This window comes from Bacillus spizizenii TU-B-10 (genome assembly GCF_000227465.1).
GTDB classification, from domain to species: domain Bacteria; phylum Bacillota; class Bacilli; order Bacillales; family Bacillaceae; genus Bacillus; species Bacillus spizizenii.
Genome location: NC_016047.1, coordinates 851,595 through 867,620 on the forward strand (window position 1 = coordinate 851,595; position 16,026 = coordinate 867,620).

Consider the following 16,026-nt stretch of genomic DNA (forward strand, 5'->3'; position numbering starts at 1 on the left):
AAAAATTTAGTAAAATTTTCTGGTATATGAGTTGACGTTGTTGCGTTATAACGTTTAGTATTATATAGAATGACCAGTCAGTCAATAAAAAATGTAATGGAGGATATGATGAATCACGTTATTAATTTCGTTCTGAAAAACAAATTCGCCGTATGGCTGATGACGATTATTGTAACAGCAGCCGGCTTGTATGCGGGTATGAATATGAAGCAAGAATCCATTCCTGACGTGAACATGCCTTACTTGACGATCAGCACGACATATCCGGGCGCGACGCCTAGCCAAGTGGCTGATGAGGTGACCAAACCGGTTGAACAAGCGGTGCAGAATTTGGACGGGGTCAGTGTCGTGACTTCGACGTCCTATGAAAACGCATCGTCTGTCATGATTGAATATGATTATGAGAAAGATATGGACAAAGCGAAAACAGAAGCGGCTGAAGCATTAGAAAACGTCAGCCTGCCTGATGACGCGAAGGATCCGGAAATTTCACGCTACAGCTTGAACTCCTTCCCGATTCTGACGCTGAGCGTGTCCAGTGATAAAGACAATCTGCAAGAGCTGACGAAAAAAGTGGAGGACAGCCTCGTTCCTAAGCTTAAAGGCATAGAAGGCGTTGCTTCCGTCCAAGTATCGGGCCAGCAGGTGGAAGAGGTTGAATTCTCTTTCAAAGAAGACAAACTGAAAGAATACGGCCTTGATGAAGATACAGTCAAACAAGTGATTCAAGGTTCAGATGTGACAACTCCGCTTGGATTGTACACATTCGGAAATAAAGAAAAATCTGTCGTTGTAAGCGGCGATATTGAAACAATAAAAGATTTGAAGAATATGAGAATCCCGATGGCATCTGCTTCAAGTGCAGGCAGCGGCGCAGCATCTCAAGCGGCGGCGCAGAGCGCACAAGCCGCAGCACAGGCGCAGCAAAGCGCAAGCACAGATGTGCCGACGGTTAAGCTTTCTGACATTGCGACAATGAAAGATGTGAAAAAAGCCGAATCTGTTTCACGCACAAATGGAAAAGACAGCATCGGCATCAACATTGTTAAAGCAAACGATGCGAATACAGTAGAGGTTGCCGACAATGTCAAAGATGAGCTGAAGCAGTTCAAAGAAGACCATAAAGGCTTCGACTACAGCGCAACACTCGATATGGCAGAGCCGATTACACAGTCAGTTGAAACGATGTTAAGCAAAGCCATTTTCGGTGCTATTTTTGCGATTGTGATTATTCTCTTATTCTTAAGAGATATCAAATCAACATTAATTTCGATTATTTCTATTCCATTATCATTGCTGATCGCACTTCTTGTGCTGCAGCAGCTTGATATCACACTGAATATCATGACGCTCGGTGCCATGACCGTGGCCATTGGACGTGTGGTCGATGACTCTATCGTTGTGATCGAGAACATTTACCGCCGCATGAGACTCAAAGATGAGCCGCTCCGCGGAAAAGCCTTGGTTCGAGAAGCGACGAAGGAAATGTTTAAACCGATCATGTCATCGACGATCGTGACAATCGCGGTATTCCTGCCGCTCGCACTTGTAGGCGGACAAATCGGTGAATTGTTTATTCCATTTGCCTTAACGATTGTATTTGCGCTTGCCGCATCCCTGGTGATTTCGATCACGCTTGTGCCGATGCTCGCGCACAGCCTGTTCAAAAAATCATTAACGGGCGGGCAGGTCAAAGCGAAAGAACATAAACCTGGCAGACTTGCAAACATCTATAAAAAAGTATTGAACTGGGCGCTGAGCCACAAATGGATCACGTCTATCATCGCCGTTCTGATGCTCCTTGGAAGCTTGTTCCTCGTGCCGTTAATCGGTGCCAGCTACCTGCCGTCCGAGGAAGAAAAAACGATGCAGCTCACATACAGCCCAGAACCGGGTGAAACGAAAAAAGAAGCCGAAGCTGAAGCTGAAAAAGCGGAAAAAATCCTGCTTGACCGCAAGCATGTGGATACGGTTCAGTATTCATTAGGCTCTGGCAGCCCGCTTGCCGGGGGAGATTCAAACGGTGCGTTATTCTATATCAAATATGAAAGCGACACGCCTGACTTTGATAAAGAAAAAGACAACGTGCTGAAGAAAATCCAAGATCAGTCAAACCGCGGAGAATGGAAGTCGCAGGACTTCAGCTCTTCAGGCAATAACAATGAATTAACATACTATGTGTATGGCGATTCAGAAAATGACATTAAAGACACGGTCAAAGACATTGAAAAAGTCATGAAAGATGAAAAGGATCTGAAAAACGTAAGCTCAGGCCTTTCCAGCACATATGATGAGTACACTTTTGTCGCTGACCAAGAAAAATTAAGCAAACTCGGTTTAACTGCGTCTCAAATTTCTCAGGCCTTAATGACACAAACATCACAAGAACCGCTCACAACCGTGAAAAAAGACGGCAAAGAGCTTGATGTGAACATTAAGACAGAAAAAGACGAGTATAAGAGTGTGAAAGATTTAGAGAATAAAAAGATCACTTCTGCGACTGGCAAAGAAGTCAAAATCGGCGATGTCGCAAAAGTGAAAGAAGGATCAACATCTGATACTGTGTCAAAACGTGACGGAAAAGTCTATGCAGATGTCACAGGTGAGGTTACATCTGACAACGTTACAGCTGTATCAGCTGATGTCCAGAAGAAAATTGATAAGCTTGACATGCCTGATAACGTAACGATCGATACAGGCGGTGTTTCCGCAGATATCGCTGATTCCTTTACGAAGCTCGGTTTAGCGATGCTGGCAGCAATAGCGATCGTTTACCTTGTGCTCGTGATTACCTTCGGCGGGGCACTAGCGCCATTTGCGATTCTGTTCTCATTGCCGTTCACAGTCATCGGTGCCCTGGTCGGACTTTATGTATCAGGTGAAACGATCAGTCTGAACGCAATGATCGGTATGCTCATGCTGATTGGTATCGTTGTTACAAATGCCATTGTCTTAATTGACCGCGTGATTCATAAGGAAGCGGAAGGACTGTCTACGAGAGAAGCGCTCCTAGAAGCCGGCTCTACACGACTCCGTCCGATCCTGATGACAGCCATCGCGACAATCGGCGCCTTGATTCCGTTAGCGCTAGGTTTCGAAGGCGGAAGCCAGGTCATTTCAAAAGGACTCGGCGTCACGGTTATCGGCGGTTTGATCAGTTCAACGCTTCTGACACTCTTGATCGTGCCAATCGTATACGAAGTATTGGCGAAGTTCCGCAAGAAAAAACCGGGAACGGAAGAAGAGTAAAAAAACAAAAAGCCTCAGCTCTGCTGAGGCTTTTGTGCGTTTTCACCTGTAAGATTATGTACATTTTGTTGCGATTTTTTTAACTCATAGTATAATTAAAGGTTGTTAGTGTAAAAATGGATCGGATACTCTTAAGTAGGATGATGAGATAATGAAACGTGCACGCATAATATACAATCCGACTTCGGGACGGGAGATCTTTAAAAAGCATCTTGCCCAGGTCCTGCAAAAATTTGAACAAGCCGGCTATGAAACCTCCACCCATGCCACAACATGCGCAGGAGACGCAACGCACGCCGCCAAGGAAGCGGCATTGCGTGAGTTTGACTTAATCGTTGCAGCGGGCGGAGACGGAACGATCAACGAGGTCGTCAACGGGCTTGCGCCTTTAGACAACCGTCCGACACTCGGTGTGATTCCTGTCGGTACAACGAATGATTTTGCGAGAGCGCTCAATATTCCGCGTGAGGATATTTTAAAAGCGGCAGATACGGTCATTAACGGCGTTGCCCGCCCGATTGATATCGGACAGGTGAACGGCCAGTATTTTATCAATATTGCCGGAGGAGGCCGCCTGACGGAGCTGACGTACGACGTGCCAAGCAAACTCAAAACGATGCTCGGCCAGCTTGCTTATTACTTAAAAGGAATGGAAATGCTGCCTTCACTTCGTCCGACAGAAGTCGAGATTGAATACGACGGCAAGCTGTTTCAAGGTGAAATCATGCTGTTTTTGGTCACGCTGACAAATTCCGTCGGCGGGTTCGAAAAACTCGCGCCGGACTCCAGCCTGAATGACGGCATGTTTGATTTGATGATACTAAAGAAAGCAAACCTTGCTGAATTTATCAGGGTCGCAACGATGGCACTCCGCGGCGAACACATCAACGACCAGCACATTATTTATACAAAAGCGAACCGCGTGAAAGTCAATGTATCAGAAAAGATGCAGCTGAACCTGGACGGCGAGTACGGCGGCATGCTGCCGGGCGAATTCGTGAATCTGTACCGACACATTCACGTCGTCATGCCGAAGGAGAAAGCGGAACAGCTGGATGACTAAAAACTTGGCTTTAATAGGCCAAGTTTTTCTTTCGCTTAAAACAAGAGGTGAACATATATGAAAATGAAACCCCCAGTAGAAAAAAACGAATACTACGACGTGACATTTGAGGATTTGACCCACGAAGGAGCGGGCGTCGCAAAGGTTCAGGGCTTCCCGATCTTCGTGCCGAACGCCCTTCCGGAGGAAAAAGCCCAAATCAAAGTGACCCGAGTCAAAAAAGGGTTCGCCTTTGGCCGCCTGATTGAGCTGAAGGAAGAAAGCCCGCACAGAACTGACGCCCCATGTCCGATCTACAAGCAATGCGGAGGCTGCCAGCTTCAGCACATGACCTACGAAGGCCAGCTCTTGTTTAAACAGAAACAAGTCAAAGACGTCTTAGAACGGATCGGCAAGCTGGACCTGTCCAACGTCACCGTGCACCCGACACTCGGCATGCAAGACCCTTGGAACTACAGAAACAAAGCACAGGTGCCGGTAGGAGAACGAGAAGGCGGACTCGTCGCCGGATTTTATCAGCAAAGAAGCCATGACATCATCGACATGAGCGCCTGCCTGATCCAGCAATCTAAAAACGACGAAGCTGTCCAAGCCGTCAAAGACATTTGCGCCAAATACGGTGTCAAAGCCTACAATGAAGAACGCCACAAAGGCTGGCTCCGCCACATCATGGTCAGATACGGCGTTGTTACGGGCGAAATGATGATCGTTTTCATCACAAGAACAAACGATTTCCCGCATAAAGCGAAGATCATCGAAGACATCACAGCGCAATTCCCGCACGTCAAATCCATCGTGCAAAACATCAATCCAAACAAAACAAACGTGATTTTCGGAAACGAAACAAACGTCATCTGGGGCGAAGAATACATCTACGACCTCATCGGAGACGTCAAATTCGCCATTTCCGCCAGATCGTTCTATCAGGTCAACCCGGAGCAAACAAAAGTGCTCTACGACAAAGCGCTGGAGTACGCGGAGCTTCAAGGGGAAGAAACCGTCATCGACGCCTATTGCGGCATCGGAACGATTTCTCTATTCTTGGCTAAGCAGGCGAAAAAAGTGTACGGTGTAGAAATCGTGTCCGAAGCGATTGAGGACGCCAAGCGAAACGCTGAATTAAACGGCATCACAAACGCTGAGTTCGCGGTCGGGGAAGCGGAAACCGTGATTCCAAAGTGGTATGAAGAAGGCATCACGGCCGATACACTAGTCGTAGACCCGCCAAGAAAAGGCTGCGACGAAGCCCTCCTGCGGACGATTGTGGAGATGAAACCGAAGCGAGTGGTGTACGTGTCCTGTAATCCTGGCACGCTTGCAAGGGATTTGCGGGTGCTTGAGGATGGCGGGTATGCGACACGCGAAGTGCAGCCTGTTGATATGTTTCCGCATACGAATCATGTGGAGTGTGTGGCTGTGCTGGAGAGAAAAGATATATAAGAAATTTTTAAAAATAAAAGCCTCCCAAGATCAGGTGAGGCTTTTTATATGATCGTCGTCTTTTAGGTATCTCATTTCTATATAGAGGTGTTTGAAATAATGGCTAAAGTTTTAGATGATTCGAATTTAACCATACAAGAAAAAATGATTAAAGTAATAACAGAATATCATAAAGCTAAAAGAGAGATGTTTAAAGACCATCCTTTAGGGACACTTGTTCGTCATAAGATAAAGAAGTCTCTTTTTAAGGACGCCGAATTGGATCAAAAAATTTATCATATAGTAGGTTCGGTAGGACAAGGTAGATGGGCTGAGGTCCCATGGATCTCTGTCTTTATTAAGAACTTAACGATTTCAGCCACAAGAGGGTACTATATTGTATACTTGTTTAATGCAGATGGCAGTGGCTTTTATGTTAGTTTGAATCAAGGTTGGACATATTTTAAAGATAAATATGGAACAAAGCTAGGGAAGGAAAAAATAAAAAAAACAGCTTCTATGATTAGAGAAAAATTAAATACTATTCCTAAAAACATGAATCTTTTAAATATTGATTTAAAGGGCAAGGGTGATCTTGCTAGAGGATATGAACTAGGACATATATGTGGACGATACTATGATGTGAGTAATATACCTAGTAAGGAAACATTCATAACCGATTTACAAGAATTGTTGATTACATATAAAGAAATAGAAGGTCTGATTGGACAGAGATCGATAGAACAGTTCAATGATTTCATTTTATTACAGGAAGACGGACTATATATGGAAGATACGAATAATGAAGAGCAATATCAGCTAGCAGTTCAGCATTTTATTATATCTGAGAGTGTAAAAAACACATATAAAGTAAATCAAAAGAAAGAACGTCCAGAACCAATTTATTATAAAGGTGGACAAAAGCAATGGACAAGGAATGCAAGTCTAGCCTCAATGGCTATGATGCTTTCAAATTACACTTGTGAAATTGACGACTCCCATAAAACATTTATATCTAAATCTACCAATAAGCCTTTTGTTGAGTGTCATCATCTTGTGCCTATAGCTAAGCAAGATGAATTCCAATATGACTTGGATCAACTAGAGAACCTGGTAAGTTTATGTCCACTTTGTCATCGTCTTATACATTTAGGTAGAGATGAAGATAAAGAAAAACTTTTAAAAAAATTGTTTGATCAGCGAAAGGATCAATTGAAACGTATAGGTATAGAAATAACCTTTTCAGATCTTAAAGTGATTTACGGTTGTCAAAGCGAGTGAAATCATTTGTATTGTTTTTTTTGGAAGTATTAATCCTCTAATTATTGATTATAGCAGGTCTGTTGTTGCTATCAATAGTTTTAAGCGCATTATTGACTCTTGGTAATACTATAGTAAGAACTAATTTTGAAAACTGTTCATTTAGAAAAAGGTGAGGGTGGGGATATATCCAGAGCTCTGTTCTTAAACTTTTCGCCAGCTATTTAAAAGCTTTTCTGTTTTATGCATTTCTCTGAGCATCGGATTCATGTAGTCGTTAGCTGATTCTAGATATGCTCTTGTCAGAGTATTTAGTTTATTTTTAACTTTAGAGAGACCTTCTTCGAATTGTTCCTTTGTTGAATGTTGGATCTTTTTAATATGTTTTCACCATTGGAGTTGGATTCTTTTGATTAATTGTTTTTATTACTATGATTGTTAAATTTATTTGTTTTATTAATTCTTTTCTTACTGTCAAGGTGATGCTCCTTTTATAAAGTGAGATGAGATAAAAATAAAGCCCTCAAGTAAGAGGGCTTCATATTTATTTAGAATTTTTTACTTAAACATAGGATACTGCACCAATAAATTTAAATGAATAGTTTTTATCGTTTATTTCTTTCTCCCTGCCGTCATATTCAAAATTATATAAAAGAACTGCAGCATTGATTTGTTCAGGAATTGCGGTACCTATTATGTTCTCAAATCGAGGTAAGATGAAACTATCGTACGAACAGCCGCCAATTAGTTCAGATAAATTATTACAATTTTTTTTATGTGCTACTTTTTCTATAAAATCTTCATCTAAATCATCGATATCTATATCAAAGTCAATTAAAAATTGGGAAGGAAGAAAATCACCCTCATCTTCATTGTAATCTAATTCAACATATTTACTTAATGATTCATCATCATTTATACTTCCGATCCACAATGATACGAAATTTTGACGTTCCATATTAACCTCCTATTATTTAATCCTTAATCCTTCTGGCAGGGCTGCCGCTCCACCTTTTAGCCTATAGTTTGCCCAATTATTTAATCTTCGGACAAACATATTATAGTTTAAGGATGAATCAATAATTCCTAGCAATTCATTATGAGCAGCGGTTGAACCCAATCCTCCGTGTTTACCAATTGGATTCACAAACTCGACTTTGTTTATGGCAGTTCTTAAATCTCTAATTTGTTCAGCTGTAACTCCCCAATGTTTGAAAGTAGGGGCCCGAGAAACTAAATGCCATTCGTGCATGCCGCCGGGTGCTCTCAATTGTCTTTCAATTGCTCTTCTAATTTTCTTATCTGTCCAAAGCTCATCAAGTTGCTTCGTTGTTAATGAGTTAAACCAATTATTAAATTCACCACTTTTTACTGTAGGAATTATTGTTTTTCTAGGTTTCTTTATGTTCTGTGTTTTTCTTTCAGTTTTTTGTAAAGCATTTGATTTCTGTTCTTCAATTTCTTTTTTCAGAAGCGATGTATTCTTTACATTATGCGTATTCTCAATATCCTGAGCAATTCCTGCAAAAGCGACTTGATTTTTACCTTTTAATAAAGCACTGCTGAAATCTTTTGTTTTCTGGATTCCTGTCTTTACATGTTTAGTAGTAGCTTTTTCTCCGGCTTCAAGCACTTTATCTACTTTGGCAGCACCTGCTTTACCAAGTTTGCTTGTTACTTTCACAGCAGAGCCAGCGCCTTTTAGTCCAACGAGGCTCCCGACCACATAGGTAATATAATGAGATCTGGAGTATGCATCTCCGTTAACCATTTTATCATTCCATGAATCCGCTATGTTTGTCCATATGATTTTTGCATAGGAAGGTGTCTTCAATACAGTTGAAATTGTTTTGGCTAATTTTTGTTCTTCGGAGAGCTGGGAAAACTCCCAAGCCCCGACAGCTAAATCTTTAACGCCAGTCACAGTATCCTTAGCGACATCGTAGAGACCGACTCCAACTCCTTTCAGGACTTCCCATGTGGTTTCGCCAACTTCTTCGAGCTGTTTTGCTTGCTCAAGCTGTACCACATACTGTAACTGTGCAGGCTCAAGATTCTCATATCCAATCTTCTTCGCAATTTCTAAATATTCATCCGGATCTGATATACCATCCGCAAGTTTTTTCTTTAATTCTTTGATCTCACGTTCCTTCGCTTCCTCTTTCTTAATCTTCAAGTAAGCATCCGTCCGCTTTTCAATATCGCCTTTTTTCTTATGTATGTCACTCTCACGGTACGCCTTGGCGTTGTAGTGGATGGGTGTGGCGTTTTTGCCTTTGCCTGTTGCTTCTTGGAGCTTTTGGAAGTCGGACTTGATGAATTGTTCGTTTGGTTCTGACAGGGCGTATTCTGTCTTCAGGTCTTCGTCCAAGGCGTCCAATTTTTCCAGTGTTTTTTTGCGTTTGTCGTTGGCATCGGCCAGCTCGTCTTTGAAGGTTTCTGTTGAAAACAGGTCGAGCGGGAGGATGGCGTTGATATCGTGCAGGATGTCTTTCATCGCTTTTTTCTGTTCGGACATGATGGACTTCGATTTTTTATGGGCATTTGCCAGTTCGTGCTCCAGGAAGGACTCTTCGATGTATGAGTCTGAGAGGCCTTTGTCCTCGGCGGCTCCGGCGATGCTGTTGAAAAATGCGATTTTCATGTCAATATAGTCGATCCATTGGTCGGTGACGCCGACGTGGTCGTGATAGAAGGCTTTGATGTTGCTGGCGCCTTTTCCTGAGAATTCGCTGTCACTGAGATCAGCGACGCTTTTTAACGCTTTTCTCAAGTTGACCATTTGCGTTCTTAGTTCTTTATACTCTTTTGCACGGTCTGTTGCTTCAGAAAGCAGTGTTTTGGCTTCAAGTACTTTCATGACCATTTCCCTTCTTTTGTTCGCTCAATATCAAAATTTTACCACGGAGCGGGATGGGGGTGGGTGTGAGAACGTGTTTTGGTGGAAAAATGAGCCATTAGGCATGTGCCTATATACACAGATTTGATATGATGATGATAATCAATAAAAAGGGGAAGAGCTCATTTGGGTAAAGATTTCTTAATCATAAAGATCAAGGATATTCAAAAAGGCGACACGCTAACAAACCGCGCCTGCGGGAACTGGGATATGAAATTATCCAGGGCAAAGGAATGTAAACGGGCAATTGTTGTTCGGAGCGGTGTAATTTTAAATGTTTACAAGATCGTTGACGCTTGGGAATCTGATGAACCCGCCAAGATCACTAAAACGAATAATAGACCGGTTTCAATTGACAGAGTGCCGTGATTATTCTTATTTAATTGGCAGTACACTGAAAACAAAAACGCAAAATCCGGTTTCGAGTCTATCCTTAGAAACTTTAATGGAACTAGTAAAATAAAAGGAGCCCAGCATGTATCTCTATAAAGTAAACAACCAAAATCAGATAGAAGATATTCGCGAGAAACCCTTTAAAAAAGAAAAAGAGATTCAGGATTTATGTGAGACAAATCTTCAGCAGATGTTAGGTCTCAGGTTTGTAAAATCCGAATTCAGGATTAATAATTTCCGCATTGATACGTTAGCGTTTGATGATGAGACAAGTGCTTTCGTGATTATCGAGTATAAAAATACGAAGAACTTCAGTGTTGTTGATCAGGGCTACGCCTATTTAGCGGCAATGCTCAATCATAAAGCTGATTTTATTCTAGAGTACAATGAGAATCATGAACGTCCCTTAAAGCGGGATGATGTGGACTGGTCGCAGTCGAAGGTTATTTTTATATCTCCTGTTTTTACGGTGTATCAAAAGCAATCTATCCATTTTAAAGATCTGCCCATTGAATTATGGGAGGTGAAAAGATACGAAAATGATCTGATTCAGTTGAATCAAATGAAGGCTGATGGCGTCTCTGAGTCGATTAAGACCATTTCGCAGCAAAGTGAGACCATTCAAGAGGTCAGCAAAGAAATTAAAGTGTTTTCTGAAGAGGATCATCTTGCAGATAAGCCGTTTGACATCGTAGAGATTTATCAGCAGCTAAAAGAATTCATTTTAAACTTGGACGATCATATCTCAATCAAACCGACGAAGCTTTATATTGCGTTTACGTCAAATAAGCGAAACTTCGTTGATATTCTTCTTTTAAAAAGCGGACTTAAGGTGTGGGTGAATATGAAAAAGGGAGAATTGGATGATCCCGAAGAGAGAATGCGAGATGTCTCTGAGACCGGTCACTGGGGAAATGGCGACTACGAGGTTTTCATAAAGGACGACGAACACATTGAATATATCATGGGATTGATCAAGCAATCCTATGAGAAAAATAAGTGAGAACTTCCATTGAGAAGTTCTTTTTTTATTGGGTTACAAGGGAAATGTGCAGAGCATGTTGAAAACGATATAGAGTTTTGAACCATATACTGGAGCTGTTTATATGAAAAAGCGTTTTATACTATTGGGCTTGTTCGCAAGTGTTTTAATGTTGGCTGCATATATTTACTCTCAAAATAAGAACACATATCCGGTCACAACTTCCTCTATCCACCCCGAAGAAGACCGCATCTTTTTTATCTATTCCAACCCTCTCATAAAAGAGAGCACGCTGCTTTCGACCTCAACAGGCGAAAGATTTAACAGGCGCACCTTCAAGGTGGCGGATGTGCCTTACATTCAAACGAAATCTTACACAGCAACTGACATTGTATTATTAGCGGAGCATGAGCCTTTTTATTACACGCTGGAGAAGGATGTGATCAAAGAGCATCCGCTGTCAGATCCATTTGCGTTTTGGTATGAGGGGAAGGATGTCTCTGTTAAGGCCTATAACGTTGATACGACGGGGAATGAGATCCACATAAACGACAGAAAAACGAAAAAGAAACATCAGCTCACCTTGCCTTCGCTTGTCACGATGGGGTCGAGTGATGAGAACTATATTTATATCATTCAAAGCATGTCTATTTACGTGATCGACAGAAACACAGAGGAAATCATAGAGACCCTGAGCTTAGCCTCATACGCTGATAAATTCGCAGACTCGGAGGAATTTATTGTCGCGAGCTCGCAGCATGAACTGACTGTGATTGAAAAAGGGACATGGAAGACGACATATATTCCGTATCCTGATGATCTTGAATACGCTGATACCGTGTACTATGACAAAGAAAGCGGCAGGTTTTACGTGACGTACGAAGACAAAGAGGGTGAGGCGAACTTGCTGGAATATGGGAAGGATTTTTCTTTTCATACATACGACTTGAAATTCCCTTATATGGAGGGGAAGTTTAAGGGGAATCAACTGTATATTGTTGCCCAGGAAGAGCATAAAAAGGGCATTGGCGGATATGTGGGTGTGTTTGATATTCGATCTAAGGAGAAGCTTTATCAGTTTGATTTGCCTGAGGAATGGGTGAAGGTTCAGGATTTTGTTGTGGTTGACAATAAGTGAATGCGTAAATGACTAGAATGATATGGGACCCTTGCCTAAAGGGGCCTTTTTTGCCGAGAAAAACAAATTGACAGGATGAAAAAACAATTTCTTCCTTCTGTGTTGTTTTCAAAATTTGGGATTGATAGAATATGACATATCTTATAGAGAGGGAGGGAAGCCGTTGAGTCAAGCCATACCGTCTTCGCGTGTTGGTGTTAAAATTAATGAATGGTACAAGATGATTCGCCAGTTCAGTGTTCCGGATGCTGAGGTTTTGAAAGCGGAGGTGGAGCAGGACATTCAGCAGATGGAAGAAGACCAGGATTTACTGATCTATTATTCTCTCATGTGTTTTCGGCACCAGCTGATGCTGGATTATTTGGAGCCGGGACAAACATACGGGAATCGCCCTACAGTGACAGAGCTTCTGGAAACAATTGAAACTCCTCAGAAAAAACTCACAGGCCTTTTGAAATACTACTCTTTGTTTTTCCGCGGCATGTATGAATTTGATCAGAAAGAATATGTGGAAGCGATCGGGTTTTATCGCGAGGCGGAGAAAGAACTGCCGTTTCTGTCAGATGAAATTGAGAAAGCGGAATTCCATTTTAAAGTGGCAGAGGCGTATTACCATATGAAGCAAACCCATGTGTCGATGCATCATATCCTTCAGGCCCTAGACATTTATCATAAGCATCCCCTATACAGCATTAGAACAATCCAAAGCTTGTTTGTGATCGCCGGCAACTATGATGATTTCAAGCATTATGATAGAGCCCTCCCGCATTTAGAAACGGCGCTGGAGTTGGCAATGGATATTCAAAACGACCGATTTATCGCCATTTCTCTGTTGAACATCGCGAATAGTTATGACAGATCAGGAGACGATCAGATGGCTATACATCACTTTCAAAAAGCGGCGAAAGTAAGCAGGGAAACAGTCCCTGATCTGCTTCCGAAAGTCTTGTTTGGGTTAAGCTGGACATTATGTAAAGCAGGCCAAACACAGAAGGCGTTTCAGTTCATAGAGGAAGGATTAGAACATATTGCAACCTATCCAAATGCGGGGCCCCACAAACTCTATAGAGAATTGTATCTGTTCTTGCAGGCAGTTTACAAAGAGGTTGTTGACGAACGCAAAATTCATGATCTTTTAAGCTATTTCGAAAAAAAGAACTTGCACGCTTACATTGAAGCATGTGCCCGAAGTGCTGCGGCTGTTTTTGAAAGCCGCTGTCATTTTGAACATGCTGCTGCGTTTTATCGGAAAGTGCTGAAAGCGCAAGATGATATTCAAAAAGGAGAGTGTTTATATGCCTATTAAGAAAAAAGTGTTGATGTGCCTTGCTGTTACTCTAGTTTTCGGAAGTATTTCGTTTCCTTTCTTGACACAGTCCGGCGGATTTAAGGAATCAACAGATCGAAACACAACGTATATTGATCATTCCCCCCATCATTTCATAAGTGATCAGGAGAAGAAAGCCCTTAGCTAGGGCTTTTTTCTTGTTTTACGGAAAACGGTTGGCCTTTAATACCTCGGCATTCCTTCTATTTCTAGCGCAAGACACTCGAAACAACCAAACCATTTGAGGTATAATGGATAAAGTGAATAACAATATACAGATTGATATATATGAAAGAGAGTGGAGCATCATGGGCCGTAAGTGGAACAATATTAAAGAGAAGAAGGCGTCTAAAGACGCAAATACGAGTCGAATTTATGCGAAGTTTGGCCGTGAGATTTATGTGGCGGCGAAGCAGGGCGAGCCTGATCCGGAATCCAACCAGGCGCTGAAGGTTGTGCTTGAGCGCGCGAAGACTTACAGCGTGCCGAAAAATATCATTGAGCGTGCGATCGAGAAGGCGAAAGGCGGAGCAGAAGAGAATTTCGATGAGCTTCGCTATGAGGGCTTCGGTCCGAACGGATCAATGATCATCGTTGATGCGCTGACGAATAATGTAAACCGTACGGCGCCGGAAGTGCGTGCGGCGTTCGGGAAAAACGGCGGAAACATGGGTGTGAGCGGATCTGTTGCTTACATGTTTGATGCGACGGCTGTTATCGGTGTTGATGGCAAAACTGCTGACGAAGCGCTTGAAATCCTGATGGAAGCGGATGTCGATGTTCGTGACATTTTAGAAGAGGATGACAGTGTGATCGTATATGCCGAGCCGGATCAATTCCATGCGGTGCAGGAGGCATTTAAAAACGCGGGCGTTGAGGAATTTACAGTAGCCGAGCTGACCATGCTTGCACAAAGTGAAGTGACGCTTCCGGATGATGCGAAGGAACAGTTTGAAAAATTGATTGATGCGTTAGAGGATTTAGAAGATGTTCAGCAGGTGTACCATAACGTAGATCTTGGTGAATAAAAAAGGAGCAGACTGTCATGGTCTGCTTTTTTTATTGTCCATGAAATTGTTTTATCTGTGTTTAGGCGGATGTCTATACGATCTGTGAGGCCTTCTCATACGCTGGACTGTAACCTATGTGAAGGAGAGATTGGAATGACTGATTCAAGACACATCTGCTGCGGACCTGGTTTTGGCGCTTACCCAGGCTATGGTGCAGGCAGTTCGGGATTCGGCATGTACGGAGGCGCAGGCTATCCGGGCCATGGCATGTACACAGGGATGGGCTATCCAGGTTATGGAGGTTCAGGCTATCCTGGATATGGCATGTCTGGAGGATTCGGCGGTGGCTTCCCAGGCGGCGGCTATGGAGGCTATCCGAGCTCAATGAGTTATCCAAGCTACGGAATGCACCACGTTAATGATAGCCATCACCATCACTATCATGATGAAAATGGCGGACACCATGATCACCACCATCATGATGGAAATTATGGGCATCATCATCACCACCATGATGGAAACTACGGGCACCATCACCACCAAATGGGGCACTGGGGAAAAGACGGCCATAAATAAAAGGCGTGGAAGAACGGGCACTCTTGCTGATCAAGGGTGTTTTTTCTTCTTCCTTTTTCTTGACTGTTCAGTCTGGAAAAGGTAATATCTTCTTGTAGGAGGTGATATTCGTTTGGGAAGGAATAAAGAATTCGATACTGCACTTGTCCTGCATAGAGCGATAGAGGTTTTCGGAGAGTATGGCTACGAAGGCACTTCTCTTCAGGAGCTGCTCTCTCATTTAGGCATTGCGCGCCAAAGTTTGTATGATACGTATGGAACAAAGCGAGATTTGTTTCTGTCAGCTGTGAAGACATATCTTGAGGGGAAAAACGCTGCGGTTATCGAAAGACTTGAGGCGCCTGGATCTGTAAAGGAAGCCATTCGTGATATTTTTCAGGAAGGTGTCAATGTCCTCAAAGATCCGGAACGTGCGAAGGCGTGTTACATCATAAACAGCGCGATTGAGCAGATCCCGCATGATCCTGAGCTTGCCTCGTATTTTGAGGGACAATCAAAGCAGCTTGAGGACGCTTTTTATCAGGCGCTTTTAAGAGCGAAGGATCAAGGAGAATTGACTGGCGAAGATACTGATATATCGGCGCTTGCCCGATACTTGAATCAGAGCAGGCTGTCTCTGACGTTTGTCGCTAAAGTGACGGCTGATATGGACCGGCTTCAGGACCATGTTGACGTAAGTTTATCGGTACTTGATTAACATGTGGTAAAGG

14 protein-coding genes and 1 pseudogene are annotated in these 16,026 nt (G+C 42.7%); 12 read left to right on the forward strand and 3 right to left on the reverse strand.

Translation table 11 applies throughout. The annotated features are described in order from the left end of the window. Positions 1 to 108: 108 nt before the first annotated feature. The 4 genes from srfP to GYO_RS26100 all read left to right on the forward strand — a co-directional run bounded on the left by srfP (position 109) and on the right by GYO_RS26100 (position 7,012). Positions 109 to 3,249 carry a surfactin resistance protein SrfP gene (gene srfP, locus GYO_RS26085; protein WP_041520876.1) on the forward strand — a complete coding sequence of 1,047 codons (3,141 nt, stop codon included), beginning with the start codon at positions 109 to 111 and terminating at the stop codon, positions 3,247 to 3,249. Positions 3,250 to 3,400: 151 nt separating this feature from the next. Continuing rightward, a complete protein-coding gene (locus GYO_RS26090) occupies positions 3,401 to 4,312 on the forward strand; it encodes a diacylglycerol kinase (RefSeq protein ID WP_003219448.1) in 912 nt (303 codons plus the stop codon). Between the two features lie 57 nt (positions 4,313 to 4,369). Next, positions 4,370 to 5,752 carry a 23S rRNA (uracil(1939)-C(5))-methyltransferase RlmD gene (rlmD, locus tag GYO_RS26095; protein ID WP_014112941.1) on the forward strand — a complete coding sequence of 461 codons (1,383 nt, stop codon included), beginning with the start codon at positions 4,370 to 4,372 and terminating at the stop codon, positions 5,750 to 5,752. Positions 5,753 to 5,851: 99 nt separating this feature from the next. Continuing rightward, positions 5,852 to 7,012 (forward strand): MrcB family domain-containing protein, encoded by a 1,161-nt coding sequence (locus GYO_RS26100; RefSeq protein WP_014112942.1) that lies wholly within the window; start codon positions 5,852 to 5,854, stop codon positions 7,010 to 7,012. 183 nt (positions 7,013 to 7,195) lie between these two features. Here the strand turns inward: GYO_RS26100 and GYO_RS26105 are convergent. The 3 genes and pseudogenes from GYO_RS26105 to GYO_RS26115 form a co-directional block, all read right to left on the reverse strand. Beyond that, a pseudogene (locus tag GYO_RS26105) lies at positions 7,196 to 7,469 on the reverse strand (hypothetical protein). 84 nt (positions 7,470 to 7,553) lie between these two features. Beyond that, positions 7,554 to 7,949, reverse strand: a complete 396-nt coding sequence (locus GYO_RS26110; protein WP_014112943.1) for an immunity 22 family protein — start codon at positions 7,947 to 7,949, stop codon at positions 7,554 to 7,556. A 12-nt stretch (positions 7,950 to 7,961) separates the two neighbouring features. Next, positions 7,962 to 9,851, reverse strand: coding sequence for a ribonuclease YeeF family protein (locus GYO_RS26115; RefSeq protein ID WP_014112944.1), 1,890 nt, complete (start codon positions 9,849 to 9,851; stop codon positions 7,962 to 7,964). A 165-nt stretch (positions 9,852 to 10,016) separates the two neighbouring features. On the opposite strand from GYO_RS26115, the gene GYO_RS26120 reads away from it, so the two are divergent. The 8 genes from GYO_RS26120 (at position 10,017) to GYO_RS26155 (ending at position 16,013) form a co-directional block, all read left to right on the forward strand. Continuing rightward, a complete protein-coding gene (locus GYO_RS26120) occupies positions 10,017 to 10,259 on the forward strand; it encodes a hypothetical protein (RefSeq protein WP_014112945.1) in 243 nt (80 codons plus the stop codon). A gap of 106 nt (positions 10,260 to 10,365) precedes the next feature. Further along, on the forward strand, positions 10,366 to 11,286 hold the full coding sequence (locus GYO_RS26125) for a DUF5655 domain-containing protein (RefSeq protein WP_014112946.1): 921 nt from the start codon (positions 10,366 to 10,368) through the stop codon (positions 11,284 to 11,286). Positions 11,287 to 11,389: 103 nt separating this feature from the next. Further along, positions 11,390 to 12,403, forward strand: coding sequence for a hypothetical protein (locus GYO_RS26130; protein ID WP_014112947.1), 1,014 nt, complete (start codon positions 11,390 to 11,392; stop codon positions 12,401 to 12,403). A gap of 163 nt (positions 12,404 to 12,566) precedes the next feature. Further along, the gene (rapH, locus tag GYO_RS26135; RefSeq protein ID WP_041520877.1) at positions 12,567 to 13,709 is read left to right on the forward strand and encodes a response regulator aspartate phosphatase RapH; all 1,143 of its coding nucleotides are present in this window, start codon (positions 12,567 to 12,569) and stop codon (positions 13,707 to 13,709) included. Then, positions 13,699 to 13,878, forward strand: a complete 180-nt coding sequence (phrH, locus tag GYO_RS26140) for a phosphatase RapH inhibitor PhrH (protein ID WP_041520878.1) — start codon at positions 13,699 to 13,701, stop codon at positions 13,876 to 13,878. Before rapH ends, phrH begins: the two co-directional genes overlap by 11 nt. A 160-nt stretch (positions 13,879 to 14,038) precedes the next feature. Next, complete coding sequence (locus tag GYO_RS26145; protein ID WP_041520879.1) at positions 14,039 to 14,758, forward strand: YebC/PmpR family DNA-binding transcriptional regulator; 720 nt, start codon at positions 14,039 to 14,041, stop codon at positions 14,756 to 14,758. A gap of 135 nt (positions 14,759 to 14,893) precedes the next feature. Beyond that, positions 14,894 to 15,316, forward strand: a complete 423-nt coding sequence (locus GYO_RS26150) for a hypothetical protein (RefSeq protein ID WP_014112949.1) — start codon at positions 14,894 to 14,896, stop codon at positions 15,314 to 15,316. A 112-nt stretch (positions 15,317 to 15,428) separates the two neighbouring features. Further along, entirely contained in the window at positions 15,429 to 16,013 is a 585-nt protein-coding gene (locus GYO_RS26155; protein WP_014112950.1) for a TetR/AcrR family transcriptional regulator, read from the forward strand. Positions 16,014 to 16,026 lie beyond the last annotated feature (13 nt).

Bases quoted from the DNA above. Each gene is read 5' to 3' on its own strand.
- GYO_RS26115 (WP_014112944.1), bottom strand. From the start codon at position 9,851: ATGAAAGTACTTGAAGCCAAAACACTGCTTTCTGAAGCAACAGACCGT.
- srfP (WP_041520876.1), top strand. From the start codon at position 109: ATGAATCACGTTATTAATTTCGTTCTGAAAAACAAATTCGCCGTATGG.
- GYO_RS26130 (WP_014112947.1), top strand. From the start codon at position 11,390: ATGAAAAAGCGTTTTATACTATTGGGCTTGTTCGCAAGTGTTTTAATG.
- GYO_RS26090 (WP_003219448.1), top strand. From the start codon at position 3,401: ATGAAACGTGCACGCATAATATACAATCCGACTTCGGGACGGGAGATC.
- GYO_RS26100 (WP_014112942.1), top strand. From the start codon at position 5,852: ATGGCTAAAGTTTTAGATGATTCGAATTTAACCATACAAGAAAAAATG.
- GYO_RS26125 (WP_014112946.1), top strand. From the start codon at position 10,366: ATGTATCTCTATAAAGTAAACAACCAAAATCAGATAGAAGATATTCGC.
- GYO_RS26110 (WP_014112943.1), bottom strand. From the start codon at position 7,949: ATGGAACGTCAAAATTTCGTATCATTGTGGATCGGAAGTATAAATGAT.
- GYO_RS26150 (WP_014112949.1), top strand. From the start codon at position 14,894: ATGACTGATTCAAGACACATCTGCTGCGGACCTGGTTTTGGCGCTTAC.
- GYO_RS26145 (WP_041520879.1), top strand. From the start codon at position 14,039: ATGGGCCGTAAGTGGAACAATATTAAAGAGAAGAAGGCGTCTAAAGAC.
- phrH (WP_041520878.1), top strand. From the start codon at position 13,699: ATGCCTATTAAGAAAAAAGTGTTGATGTGCCTTGCTGTTACTCTAGTT.
- rlmD (WP_014112941.1), top strand. From the start codon at position 4,370: ATGAAAATGAAACCCCCAGTAGAAAAAAACGAATACTACGACGTGACA.